This window comes from Streptomyces sp. NPDC029152 (genome assembly GCF_055564355.1).
Map to the genome: position 1 here is coordinate 549289 of NZ_JBVHWR010000004.1, position 12606 is coordinate 561894.

General features: G+C 73.8%; 12 protein-coding genes. 4 read left to right on the forward strand and 8 right to left on the reverse strand.

Annotation, left to right across the window (positions count from 1 at the left end; translation table 11 throughout):
- Positions 1–56: 56 nt before the first annotated feature.
- From ACZ4V6_RS12010 to ACZ4V6_RS12035, 6 genes are all read right to left on the reverse strand, one after another.
- Positions 57–1643, reverse strand: coding sequence for an ABC transporter substrate-binding protein (locus ACZ4V6_RS12010; RefSeq protein ID WP_467825491.1), 1587 nt, complete (start codon positions 1641–1643; stop codon positions 57–59).
- A 200-nt stretch (positions 1644–1843) separates the two neighbouring features.
- Positions 1844–2605 (reverse strand): SDR family oxidoreductase, encoded by a 762-nt coding sequence (locus ACZ4V6_RS12015; RefSeq protein ID WP_467825494.1) that lies wholly within the window; start codon positions 2603–2605, stop codon positions 1844–1846.
- Between the two features lie 10 nt (positions 2606–2615).
- Positions 2616–3377: a 3-oxoacyl-ACP reductase FabG gene (fabG, locus tag ACZ4V6_RS12020; RefSeq protein ID WP_467825497.1), complete on the reverse strand. Its 762-nt coding sequence runs from the start codon at positions 3375–3377 to the stop codon at positions 2616–2618.
- Between the two features lie 373 nt (positions 3378–3750).
- Positions 3751–4134, reverse strand: coding sequence for a DUF3037 domain-containing protein (locus ACZ4V6_RS12025; RefSeq protein ID WP_467825500.1), 384 nt, complete (start codon positions 4132–4134; stop codon positions 3751–3753).
- On the reverse strand, positions 4131–4886 hold the full coding sequence (locus ACZ4V6_RS12030; protein ID WP_467825503.1) for a HipA family kinase: 756 nt from the start codon (positions 4884–4886) through the stop codon (positions 4131–4133). Before ACZ4V6_RS12030 ends, ACZ4V6_RS12025 begins: the two co-directional genes overlap by 4 nt.
- Positions 4887–5188: 302 nt before the next feature.
- Complete coding sequence (locus tag ACZ4V6_RS12035; protein ID WP_467825506.1) at positions 5189–5854, reverse strand: maleylpyruvate isomerase family mycothiol-dependent enzyme; 666 nt, start codon at positions 5852–5854, stop codon at positions 5189–5191.
- Positions 5855–6314: 460 nt separating this feature from the next.
- On the opposite strand from ACZ4V6_RS12035, the gene ACZ4V6_RS12040 reads away from it, so the two are divergent.
- Together ACZ4V6_RS12040 and ACZ4V6_RS12045 are read left to right on the forward strand one after the other, a co-directional pair.
- A complete protein-coding gene (locus tag ACZ4V6_RS12040) occupies positions 6315–7928 on the forward strand; it encodes an amidase family protein (protein ID WP_467825508.1) in 1614 nt (537 codons plus the stop codon).
- A 106-nt stretch (positions 7929–8034) separates the two neighbouring features.
- Positions 8035–8505, forward strand: coding sequence for a Rieske (2Fe-2S) protein (locus tag ACZ4V6_RS12045; RefSeq protein ID WP_467825511.1), 471 nt, complete (start codon positions 8035–8037; stop codon positions 8503–8505).
- A gap of 50 nt (positions 8506–8555) precedes the next feature.
- Here the strand turns inward: ACZ4V6_RS12045 and ACZ4V6_RS12050 are convergent, their stop codons facing one another.
- Complete coding sequence (locus ACZ4V6_RS12050; RefSeq protein ID WP_467825514.1) at positions 8556–9458, reverse strand: LysR family transcriptional regulator; 903 nt, start codon at positions 9456–9458, stop codon at positions 8556–8558.
- Between the two features lie 74 nt (positions 9459–9532).
- Between ACZ4V6_RS12050 and ACZ4V6_RS12055 the strand changes: the two genes are divergently transcribed.
- The gene (locus tag ACZ4V6_RS12055) at positions 9533–10549 is read left to right on the forward strand and encodes a DMT family transporter (RefSeq protein WP_467825516.1); all 1017 of its coding nucleotides are present in this window, start codon (positions 9533–9535) and stop codon (positions 10547–10549) included.
- Here the strand turns inward: ACZ4V6_RS12055 and ACZ4V6_RS12060 are convergent.
- Complete coding sequence (locus tag ACZ4V6_RS12060) at positions 10540–11865, reverse strand: aminotransferase class I/II-fold pyridoxal phosphate-dependent enzyme (RefSeq protein WP_467825519.1); 1326 nt, start codon at positions 11863–11865, stop codon at positions 10540–10542. The two genes, ACZ4V6_RS12055 and ACZ4V6_RS12060, sit on opposite strands and share 10 nt — an antisense overlap.
- Before the next feature lie 35 nt (positions 11866–11900).
- On the opposite strand from ACZ4V6_RS12060, the gene ACZ4V6_RS12065 reads away from it, so the two are divergent.
- Positions 11901–12587, forward strand: a complete 687-nt coding sequence (locus ACZ4V6_RS12065) for a pyridoxamine 5'-phosphate oxidase family protein (RefSeq protein WP_467825521.1) — start codon at positions 11901–11903, stop codon at positions 12585–12587.
- The last annotated feature ends 19 nt before the right edge of the window (positions 12588–12606 follow it).

Below are 12606 nucleotides of genomic sequence, written 5' to 3' on the forward strand. Positions count from 1 at the left end.
GGCGGCCACTGACAATCCGCTCCCGGGGGCGCCCGGCCGGGCCGGGAGCAGACCGGCTACCAGCTGGTCTTCCGGGACAGCTGCCACATCATCATGATCGTCGAGGGGTCCAGCGCCCGTTCCGCGCCCGAGATGTCGTCGCTCGCGGCCACGTACTGCTTGCCCTGCCACAACGGCAGCAGCCTCGCGTCGTTCACGAGGATCTGCTGCGCACGCTCGAAGTCCTTCTCCACGTTGGCGCGGTCGCTCTCGCGCCGGGACCGGGGCAGCAGGTCGCCGGTGATCTCGGGGGCCGGGTACGGCGTACCGAGCGCGTTCTGCTCGCCGACGAAGGGGGCGATGAAGTTCTCGGCGTCCGGGAAGTCCGGGGACCAGCCGCGGCCGAACACCGGGTACTCGCCCTCCTGGTACCCCTCGACGTACGTCTTCCAGGGCCGGCTCTTGAGGGTCACCGTGAACAGGCCGGAGTCGTCGAGCTGCCGCGCGAGCTCCTTGAATTCCGCCTCGGTCTCCGAGCCGTAGCGGTCGGTGGTGTACCAGAGGGTGAGCGGGACGGGCTCGGTGATGCCGGCGTCGGAGAGGATCTCGCGGGCCTTGGAGACGCTGGGGTCGCCGTAGTCGTCGAAGAAGCCCGTGGTGTGGCCCGTCAGTCCCTTGGGGACCATCGAGTACAGCGGGTCGACGGTGTCCTGGTAGACCTTGTGGGCTATCGCCGCCCGGTCGATCACCTGGGCGACGGCCTGGCGCACGGCCTTGCGGCCCGCCCAGGGGTCCTTCGGGTTGAACACCAGGTAGCTGATCTCCGCGCCGGTGCCCTCGACCAGCTGGAGCTCCTCCTCCTTGCCGGCCCTGCCCTGGAGCGTGATGACGTCGTCGGCCGCGAGACCCCGGTAGGTCACCTGGATCTCGTGGTCGCGCAGGGCCTTCACCATGCCGGCGGAGTCCTTGAAGTACCGGATGGTCACCGCGTCGTTGTGGCGCTCCGCGAAACCCTTGTAGCGGTCGTTGCGGACGAGTTCGGCCCGCTCCCCGTCCCGGTACGCCTGGAGCGCGTACGGACCGGAGCCGACGATCCCGTCGCCCTCGCGCAGCGCGTCCGCCGGGTACTCGGCGGGGTCCACGATCGACATCGCCGGCGTGGCGAGGACGAAGGGGAAGGTGGCGTCGGGCTTGTTGAGGTGGAAGACCACCTCGCGCTCACTGGGGGCCTGGACCCGGTCGAGGCTGCCCAGGAGACCGGCGGGACCGCCGTTGACGTTGATCCGCTTGATGCGGTCCACGGAGTGCTTGACCGCCTGCGCGTCCAGCGGGTGCCCGTCGGAGAAGGTCAGGCCGTCGCGCAGCTCGCAGCGGTACACCTGGTTCGCCGTGTCGGTGAAGGCGCAGTTCTTGGCGGCGTCGGGCTGGGGCGTGGTCGCGCCGTCGGGGTAGCTGAGCAGCGTCTGGTAGACGTTGCGGAACAACTCCCAGGAGCCGTCCCAGGAGGCCGCGGGATCCAGCGTGCTGGGCGCGCTGGTCGTTCCCACGACGATCGGTCCCCCGTCCTCGGAACTGTCGGACGACAGGATGCCGCATCCGGCGACCAGCGATGACATGGACGCGATGGCCACGACTCTCCGCAGGCATCGGTTCCGGTTGAACACGCGCACGCTCCTCGATCCGCCGTACCAAGGGTCGGCAGACCATACCGCAGCACCGGGCGCCCTGAACCCCCTGTGAACAGGGGTTTTGATCATTCTCGCGATGACTACGTTGTCATGGCCCGGATGATCTCAGTACACGGACACGGGCGCCGTCGGAGTCCATGGCGCCCGTGCCGCGGTGACGTGCGGCGGGTGGCGTGTCAGGCCACGCCGGCGTTCAGGAAGATGCCCCCGTCGACCACCAGGGTCTGGCCGGTGACCCACGCGGACTGTTCCGAGGTGAGGAACGCGGCGGCGCCGCCGATGTCGGAGGGCACGCCGAGCCGGCCCAGCGGGTAGGCCGCGGCGGCCTCCTCCTCGCGGCCCTCGTACAGGGCGGCGGCGAACTTGGTCTTCACGACGGCCGGGGCGATCGCGTTGACCCGCACGCCGGGCGCGAACTCGTGCGCCAGCTGCGCGGTGAGGTTGATCAGCGCGGCCTTGCTGACGCCGTAGGCGGCGATGAAGGGCGAGGGCGACAGGCCCGCGACGGAGGCGATGTTGACGATCGTGCCGCCGTTGTCCTTCTGCCAGGCGTGCCAGGTGCGCTGGGCGAAGCCGAGCGCCGAGATCACGTTGGTCTCGAAGACCTTGCGCGCGACGTTCAGGTCGAGGTCGGCGATCGGTCCGAACACCGGGTTGGTGCCGGCGTTGTTGACCAGGTGGTCGACGCGGCCGAAGGCCTCCATCGTGCGCTCGACGGCGGCGGCCTGGTGGGCCTCGTCGTGGGCCTTGCCGGCCACGCCGATGACCCGGTCGGCGCCGAGCTTCTCGACGGCCTCCTTCAGGGCGTCCTCGTTGCGGCCGGTGATGCAGACGCGGTCGCCGCGCGCGACGAGCGCCTCGGCGACGCCGTAGCCGATGCCGCGGCTGGCGCCCGTGACGAGGGCGACCTCGCCGGAGAGTGCGGGGAGTTCAGTCATGTCCCTGTCCCTAGTCGAGCGGTCCGCCGGCCACGTACAGCACCTGGCCGGAGACGAAGCCGGCGGCCTCGCCGGTGAAGAAGGCGATGGCGTTGGCGATGTCCTCGGGCTCGCCGACGCGCGCGACCGGGATCTGGGTGGCGGCGGCGGCCTTGAAGTCCTCGAAGCCCATGCCGACGCGGTCGGCGGTGGCCTTGGTCATCTCGGTGGCGATGAAGCCGGGGGCGACGGCGTTGGCGGTGACGCCGAACTTGCCGAGCTCCTTGGCGAGGGTCTTGGTGAAGCCCTGCAGACCGGCCTTGGCGGCGGAGTAGTTGACCTGGCCGCGGTTGCCGAGCGCGGAGGAGGACGACAGGTTGACGATACGGCCGAAGCCGGCGTCCACCATGTGCTTCTGGCAGGCCTTCGACATCAGGAAGGCGCCGCGCAGGTGCACGTTCATGACGGTGTCCCAGTCGGAGACGCTCATCTTGAACAACAGGTTGTCGCGCAGGACGCCCGCGTTGTTGACGAGGATCGTGGGCGCGCCCAGCTCCTCGGCGATGCGTGCGACGGCCGCCTCGACCTGCGCCTCGTCGGAGACGTCGCAGCCGACCGCGATCGCCCTGCCGCCGGCCGTGGTGATCTTCTCCACGGTGTCCTTGCAGGCGGCCTCGTCGAGGTCGATCACGGCGACGGCGCGGCCCTCGGCGGCCAGTCGTACGGCGGTGGCGGCACCGATGCCGCGCGCGGCTCCGGTGACGACGGCGACCCGCTGCTCATTGGTGGACATTGCTGCTTCTCCTCGTCCTGGGGATGCGGCCCGTGCGGGGCCCCTCGGCGCGCCCATGGGTGAGCGACCGCTTAGTACCTTCCGCAGACGTGACGCTAGAAGCCCTGGCACCCGGTGTCAACGGGACACCGGGCCGGTGTGATCCATTCCCTGGGTTCCCCGGTGTGCCGGCCGCGCCGGGCTCCCCCGGACGGCCCAGCGCCGTGGGGCCGCGGGGCGCGTCGCAGGCGGTTCGAGGGGCGGGGGCCCGCCGGGGGCGGGGCGCCGAGGCACGGGGCCGTGTCCGGCGGGGACGGGGCACGCGCGTCCCCGCCCCGGCCGAGCGGCCCGGGACACGCGTGTCCCGCCGGGGCGGCCCGGTGAAGGGGGCGTACTACCGCACCAGCAGGTCGAGGAGCCGTTCCGCCTCGGCGGCCGGATCGGTCGTGAGGCCGGTGTGCACGGGGCCCGGCTGGACGATCGTGGAGCGGGGGGCGATCAGCCAGCGGAAGCGGCGGCCGGGATCGTCGGGAGCCGCCTGTCCCGCCGCTTCCCCGCCGGCGCACACGCCCTCGACGGCGCGCAGCGCGGCGCGCACGCCGGGCAGGTCCACGTGCGGGTCGAGGGCCAGCAGCCGGTTCTCGTCGAGGTGGGTGCGGGCGCCGACGTAGGACTCGGCCCGGCAGTACACGAGCACTCCGGCGTTGACGCACTCGCCGCGCTCGACGCGCGGCACGACGCGCAGCAGCGCGTACTCGTAGACGTGGCGGTCGCTCACCGGCCCCCCTCGATGCGGTCGTGGATCGTGGCGGCGCGCGCGAGGAGCGGCCGGGCGTAGGCCCGTCGCAGGTCGTCGGGGGTCGCGAAGCCTGGCTCGTCCACGAGCCAGACGTCCGGGATCTCGGCGGTGACCTCGGCGAGGAGTTCCTCGGTGACCAGGGGCGCGAGGGCGTCGGCGGCGGCGCGGACGTCCGGCGCGAAGGGCGCGAGGGCGTGGTCGCGGGCGTCGTAGCGGCGGGCGGCCGAGGCCTCGGCGCCGGGCCAGTTGTGGTGCCAGATCATCGTCGCGCCGTGGTCGACGAGCCACACCTCGCCCCGCCACCGCAGCAGGTTCGGGTTACGCCAGGAGCGGTCGACGTTGTTGACCAGCGCGTCGAACCAGACGATGCGGCCGGCCTCCTCCGGGCTCACCGCGAAGGCCAGCGGGTCGAAACCGAGCGCGCCGGAGAGGAAGTCCATGCCGAGGTTGGTGCCGCCGCTGGACTTGAGGAGTTCCTGCACCTGCTGGTCGGGCTCGCCGAGCCCCAGCACCGGGTCGAGCTCGACCGTCACCAGCCGCGGCACGCGGAAGCCGAGCCGGCGGGCCAGTTCGCCGCAGACCACTTCGGCGACGAGCGTCTTGCGGCCCTGCCCGGCGCCGGTGAACTTCAGGACGTAGGTGCCGAGGTCGTCCGCCTCGACCAGACCGGGGAGCGAACCGCCCTCACGCAAGGGCGTGATGTAACGGGTCGCGGTGACCTCTTTCAGCACGTTCCCGGGTCACCCATCTCTTCGTCCTCGCAGCGCACGCTCGACCTCGGAGGGGCGGAGCGGCCCGTCTGCGGCCGTTCACCCCTCGCTCCCGGCCCCGGGCATGAAGGGAGCATAGTAAACGGGTGCCGGTCACCCGCACCGGTCACCCGGCCGCACACCTCGTCCCCGCCGGCGCACTCGTCCCCGCCGGCGCACTCGTCCCCGCCTGCGACCGGGTTCCGCCCCGGCCCGGCGCCGGACGGCACCCCGGACCGTGCCGGCCGCGGGTCCGGGGGCGGTCCGGACGCCGCGCCGTCGCGTCACGCCGTCCCGCAGCGACCGCGGAGCAGTTCCACACCGTCGCCCCCGAGATCGTCGCAGTACGCCGCGCGCCCCGTCATGGCCATCACCAGGGCCAGGGTCGGGCCGGTCACGAGGGGGCCGGAACCGGCGGTGAACGGGCCGTCGTCCGCCACGAGCCCCAGGCCGGCGACGCGTCCCTTCGCGAGGACCACGAGGTCCGAGCCCCGGTAGTACTCGGCCGTCCTGGTGAGGGTCCCGATCGGGTGGTCGCGGCGGATGCCCAGGGGTCGCCGGATGTCCTCCCCGTGCACGATCGTCTCGCCCAGCATGGCGATGGCGGGCAGAGGGGGCTTGGTCGTGCTGGGGACGACGCGCCGGAACCGTTCCAGGGTCTCGGCCGGGCCGGCGCCGAGCTGCTCGGCCAGCCGCACGGCCACCTGCTCGTCGAAGTCGAACCGGCAGCGGATCACCCCCGCCAGCCATCTCACGGCGTTGAGGCTCGCACCCGCGGTGAGGTGGGCCAGCACCTCACGCACCGTCAGGCCGGCGCAGAGCGACGGCGTCGCCCACTGTCCGTCGGTCAGGTCCGCGAGATCGGCCGCCAGCGCGGCCCGTTCGGCGCGGATGAGGGACCAGATCCCGCTCTCGCGGTCGCGGTCTGCTGTCAGGGCCGGTTCGGTCATCGGCGGGACTCCTGTCGAGGTTCGTGATTCCCCCCGGGCCGGACATCGGTCTCCCGACGGGGTCTTGCCCGGGGAAGACTCTCCTGCCGGGGCGAAATCATCGCCGGGGAACGATGTTCTCGGCTCACCGTCCTCGGCCTTCTCCGCCGTCCTCGGCCTTCTCCGCCGGGCCGGGACGGCCGTCCGCGGGCCGCGCGCCGCCCTTCCCGGCCCGGCGACGCACCGGTCGACCGCCCGGGACTCCATGGCGCTCCTCCGACGCACGCGTCCTCGCCGGTCCGGGCAGTCCGCAAGGGCGGGCGCGACCACGGCCGGTCCCCCGCGGCCGGTGCCGACCACGGACACGTGGACGCGCCGGGCGGCATCGCCGCACCGCACCTGACGCAGACCCGTTCTCCCGCGAACTCCCTTGCCACGGCGGGCCCTTGCACCGGACGGCCGTATGCAGTGGGCTGTCCCCATGAAGAGACGAAGCATCACGGCGCTGACCGCGGCCGTGGTCGTGCCCGCTCTGCTGGCCACCTCGCCCGGCCCCCGCGCCGAGGCCTCCGAAGCCTCCGAGGCGGGTGCCGCCGACGCCTCGGCGCCCGCCGGAACACCCCTCCTCCGCGGCGTGGACCTCGACACGGTCACGATCCCCGAACTCCAGACGCGCATGAAGCGCGGATCGCTGACCTCCACGGCACTGACCCGCGCCTACCTGCGGCGGATCGACGCCGTCGACCCGAAGCTCAACGCCGTGCTGCGCACCAGCCCGACGGCCCTGCGCCAGGCGGCCGCCAGCGACGCCCGGCACCGGCGCGGGACCACCCTCGGCCCGCTCGACGGCATCCCCGTCCTGCTGAAGGACAACGTGGACACCCACGACATGCCGACGACGGCGGGATCCCTGGCCCTGGCCGGCAAGCCGCCGGTGCGGGACGCCGAGCTGGTGCGCAGGCTGCGGGCGGCGGGCGCGGTGATCCTCGGCAAGGCCAATCTGTCCGAATGGGCCAACTTCCGCGCCGCGAAGCCGACCTCGGGCTGGTCGGCGGTGGGCGGGCAGACCAACAACCCGTACGTCCTGGACCGCAACCCCTGCGGCTCGTCCTCCGGTTCGGCCGCCGCGCTCGCCGCGTCGCTGGCACAGGTGGCGATCGGCACCGAGACGGACGGTTCCATCGTGTGCCCGGCCGGGATGAACGGCGTCGTCGGCCACAAGCCCAGCCTCGGGCTGGTCAGCCAGTCGGGTGTCGTCCCCATCTCCGCCGAGCAGGACACGGCGGGCCCCATGGCGCGCACCGTGATCGACACGGCGATCACCTTCGCGGTGCTCAGCGGCCACCGGGGCGTGGAGACCGACGCCGCCCTCGGTCTCGCGGACGCGGCCGCGCGCCCCGGCGCCCTGCGCGGCAAGCGGATCGGCCTGTGGCGCCTGCCCTCGCTCGGGGCCGAGGTGGACGCCCTGATGACCCGTACCGCGGCCCGGCTGCGCGCGGCCGGGGCGCAGGTCGTCGAGGTGACTCCGCCGTACCAGGACCGGCTCGGCGAGCTGGAGTTCCCGGCGCTGATCACCGAGTTCCACCGGGACATCGACGCCTACCTCGCCACCCGCGAGGGGCCCCGCGACCTCGCCGAGCTGATCGAGTTCAACCGCGCGCACCCCGGGGAGCGGACCTGCTTCGCCGGTCAGGAACTGTTCGAGCAGGCCCTGGCCGCGCCGCCGCCCACCGACCCGGACCACCTGGCCGCGCGCGCCGAGCTGACGGACCTGTCCCGGCGGTCCATCGACGAGACGATGGCCGCCCACCGCCTCGACGCCATCGCCGCCCCGGCGAATCCGCCCGCGTGGACGACCGACTGCGCGCGCGGCGACAACGACGTGATCCCGTCCTCGACCCCGGCCGCCGTCGCCGGGTACCCCTCGCTGTCCGTGCCCGCCGGGTTCGTGGGCGAACTGCCGGTCGGTCTGCTGCTGATGGCCGGCGACCGTCAGGACGGCGCGCTGCTGTCCCTGGGGGCGGCGGTGGAGCACCGGCTGGACGCCTGGCGGGCGCCCAGGTACCTGCCGACGCTCCCGTCCGCGGACCACTGAGGCGGCCGGTGGCACGGGGCGCGGGGCACGGTCTGAACGGTCCGTGCCCCGCGCCCGTACCTCCGGGCAGACCACGCGTCCAGCCCCGGAAAGGAACGTCATCGGCATGACCAGCGCATCGTTTCACCCCACATCGGGACCGGCCCGCCGTACGGTCGTGGCGGCGGGGGCGGCCGGCCTCGCCGCCGCCCTGACCGCCTGCTCGGGCTCCTCGGACTCGGGGAGCGGCACGTCCGGCACGGCGGAGGACGGCGGCCCGGGCGGCGGTGGCACGGGGGACACGGGCGGCGGAACCGTGCTCGCGGCGACCGCCGACATCCCCGAGGGCGGCGGGAAGGTGTTCGCCGACCGGAAGGTGGTGGTCACCCAGCCCACGGCGGGCGAGTTCAAGGCGTTCTCGGCCGTCTGCACGCACCAGGGGTGCGCCGTGAGGAGCGTCGCGGACGGGGCCATCCACTGCCCCTGTCACAACAGCGCCTTCTCGGTCACCGACGGCAGCGTGCGCGGCGGCCCCGCGCCCGAGCCGCTGCCCGCCGTGCCGATCACGGTCAGCGGGGACTCGATCCGCCTCGCCTGAGGGGCCGCCCGCGACGGGCCCGTCCGCGAAGAGGTCCAAAAACCCCGCCCTCAGCCCTGCTGCGCGGCCGTCGCCCGCAGCGCGCCGACCGCCGCGCGGATCGACGGGCGGCGGTCGGCGTCCGCGCGCCAGACGACGTACACGTGCCGGCGCACCCGCTGGCGCAGCGGCACGGTGACCACTCCGGCGGGCATCGGATGGCGGCCGAGCAGCGGGGCGATGCACACGCCGAGCCCCGCGGCGACCAGGCCGAGCTGGGTGTGGGTCTCGGCGGCGCGGTGGCCGATGATCGGTTCGATGCCCTTCGAGCGCAGCGTGAACACCAGCCACTCGTGGCAGAACTCGCCCTCGGCCCACGTGATCCACTCGTCCTCGGCGAACTCGGCGAGGTCCACCTCGTCCCGGCCCGCGAGCCGGTGTCCGGCCGGCACGGCCACGTCCGCGGGGTCGTCGAGGAGCGGGGCCTTGACCAGGCCGTCGGGCAGCGGCATCGGCTTGTTGTACCAGTCGAGCACGACGGCCAGGTCGAGGTCGCCGCGCACGACGCCCGCGATGCCGCGCTCGGGCTCCAGCTCGCTGGAGCGGATGCGCAGGGCGGGGTGCTCGGCGCGCAGGGCGGACAGCGCGGCGGGGAACAGCCCGCGGGCGGCGGTCGGGAACGCCGACAGCCTCAGTTCGCCCACCACTTGCCCGCGGTGGGCCTCGAGGTCGGACTGGGCGAGTTCGACCTGGGAGAGGATGCGCGCCGCGTGCTCGGCGAGGAGCCGGCCCGCGTCCGTCAGCCGCACGCCCCGGCCGTTCTTGGCCAGCAGCTGCTGGCCGACCTCGCGCTCCAGCTTGGACATCTGCTGGGAGACGGCCGAGGTGGTGACGTGCAGGCCCTCGGCGGCGCCGCTGACCGATCCGTGCCGGGCGAGGGCGTCGAGGGTGCGCAGGCGCTCCAGGTTCAACATGTAAGCGATGCTACGAGATACTACGCGTGAAATCTCGATTGTGCTACGAAAAGAGCTGCGGGATCGTTGCCCCCATGAACAGCGTCGCCCCCTCCCCCGCACCCCGCCGCGCCCTCGACTGGCGGCTGCGTTTCGGGATCCTGGCCCTCGTCTGGGGCTTCAGCTTCCTCTTCATGAAGGTGGGGACGGAGAGCTTCGCCCCGTTCCAGGTCACGCTGGGCCGGCTGGTGTTCGGTACGGCGGTGCTCGCCGTGGTGATGGCGGTGAGGCGGGAGCGGCTGCCGCGCGGGGCGCGGACGTGGGCGCACCTGGCGGTCGCCGGGTTCCTGCTCAACGCGCTGCCGTTCTCCCTCTTCGCCTACTCGGAGCTGACGATCCCGTCGTCCCTGGCGGGTATCTGCAACGCGACCTCACCGCTGTGGGGCATGGCCCTGTCCCTGGTCGCCCTGTCCGAGGACCGGCCGACCCGGCTGCGGGTGGCCGGCCTCGGCATCGGCTTCCTGGGCGTCCTCACGGTGCTGGGCGTCTGGCAGGGCTTCCACGGCCTGGACGCCACAGGTACGGCGCTGGCCCTGCTCGCCTCGCTGAGCTACCCGGTCGGCTGGATCCACGTCCGCCGCACCCTGGCCGGCTCCAGCCACTCGCACCTGTCCCTGACGGGGACGCAGCTGCTGCTCGCGACGCTTCAACTGGCCTTCGTGACCCCGTTGTTCACCTCGGCGCCGACGAGCTTCCCGGTGCTGCCCGTGCTGGCGGTCGCGGCGCTGGGCGCGCTCGGCACCGGGCTCGCCTTCCTGATCCAGTACGACCTGGTCGCCGAGGTGGGCCCGACGACGGCCCAGATGGTCACGTACTTCACGCCGGTCATCGCCACGGCCGCGGGCGTCGCGCTGCTGGGCGAGTCGCTGTCCTGGTCGACGCCGGTCGGCGCGGTCGTCGTCCTCGCAGGCGCGGCGCTGACCCAGGCACGGCCCAGGGCGCCCCGCCCCGCGGGGCCGGCGCGTCCGGTCCGGGAAAACCGGAAGGCGACGGTCCGACCGCGCGTCGGGCACGGCACCGCACCGGCGCCGGCCCGGGCGCGTCAGACGTAGCGCCGCCCCGGCCCCAACGCCGCCGCGACCGCGTCCGCCAGGGGACGCTCCTCCCCGTCGGCCAGGGCCGAGACGGTGATCCGGACGCCGGGCGGGGCGCCGATCCTGAAGCGGGCTCCGGGTGCCACGGCCCAGCCGGCGTGCAGCAGACGGGCGACGGCGCCGGTCTCGTCCGGCACGGGGATCCACACGTTCATGCCGCTGCGCCCCTGCGCCGTGACCCCGCGCTGTCCGAGCGCGCCGAGCAGCGCGTTCCGGCGCCGCCCGTACGCCGCCGCCACCGCCCGCGTGTCCACCGCGCCCTCGGTCCACAGCAGCACCACGGCCCGCTGGACGACTCGGCTGACCCAGCCGGGGCCCAGCCGCTGCCGGCCGCGCACCCGGTCGAGCGTGACGGCGTCGCCGGTGAGCACGGCCAGCCGCAGGTCGGGTCCGTAGGCCTTGGCCACCGAGCGGACGAAGGCCCAGCGGTGCGTCGCACCGGCGAGCGGGTGCAGCGGCAGGTCGACGATGCGGTGGCCGTGGTCGTCCTCGATCAGCAGCGTCTCCGGGTGGTCCCGCAGGACGGACCGCAGGGCACGCGCGCGCGTGGCGCTCAGCGCGGCGCCCGTCGGGTTCTGCGCGCGGTCCGTGACGACCAGGGCGCGGGCCCCGGCGGCCAGGGCGCGGCGCACGTCGTCGGGCAGCGGCCCCTCGTCGTCGACGCCGACGGCGACCGTGCGCAGGCCGAGCGCGGGCACGAGGTCGAGCAGGCTGCCCCAGCCCGGGTCCTCGACGGCGACGGCGTCGCCGGGCCGCAGGTGCGCCGCGAGCACCCGTTCCATGGCGTCCAGCGAGCCGGACGTGACGGCCACCGGTCCGTCCGGCACGCCGTCGGCGGCCAGTTCGGCGCGTGCCAGGCGCTCCAGCTCCGGCTCCACGGGCGCGTGCCCGTACAGCACCGGCTCCCGGTCGCCCTGCCCGGCGGCCGCGGCGAACACCGGGCCGAGCGCGGGCAGCAGCGCGGGGTCCGGATTGCCCTCGGACACGTCGCGCACGCCCTCGGGCACCTCGACGCGGATGAACTCGCGCCCCGTGGTCGCCGGCGTCGCGCGCACCCGGCTGCCCCGCCGGCCGGCGGTCTCGATGACCCCGCGTTCCCGCAGCGTGCGGTAGGCCGCGGCGACGGTATTGGGGTTCACTCCCAGCCGCTCGGCCAACTCCCGCATGGGAGGCAGTGGTTGGCCCGGACTCAGCTCGCCCGCGCTGACCGCGCGTTCGACGCTCGCGGAAATCTCCGCCGCGCCGCGTCCCGTGATCCGATACTCTCCTAGCACAAACACGATTATGTACTAGTGCAATGGAGAGTGCCATGCAGGGGACCACGCGGACGCCGTCGCAGCCCGCCACCGCCTACTCGCCCACCGACCGCACCGTCCCCACCCGCTCCGCCGACCGGGCCTCCTACGACAAGGAGCTGGTACACGCGATACTCGACGAGGGTTACGTCTGCCACCTCGGTTTCGTCCGCGACGGCGCCCCCGTCGTCCTGCCCACGCTGTACGGCCGGGTCGGCGAGCGCCTCTACGTGCACGGCTCCACGGGCTCGCGCCCGCTGCGGATGACGGGTCAGGCGGACCCGGGCCTGCCCGTGTGCCTGACGGTGACGCACGTGGACGCCCTGGTGCTGGCCCGCTCGGCCTTCCACCACTCGATCAACTACCGGTCGGTCGTGGTGCACGGCACCGCGTACGACGTGACGGACCCGGAGGAGAAGCGCACGGCCCTGGACGCCCTGGTCGACCACGTCGTCCCCGGCCGCTCGCACGACTCCCGGCCGGCCAGCAGGAAGGAACTGGCCGCCACCGCCGTGATCCGCCTCGACCTGGACGAGGTCTCCGCCAAGCTCCGCACCGGCGGCGTGAACGACGAGCCGGAGGACCTCGCCCTCCCCCACTGGGCCGGCCTCGTCCCGCTGCGCAAGGGCTACGACGCCCCGGTCGCCGACCCGGGCCTGGAAGCGGGCGTCGGGCTGCCCGGCTACCTGACCGCCCTGTGACTTCGCTCCGCCCGTGGGA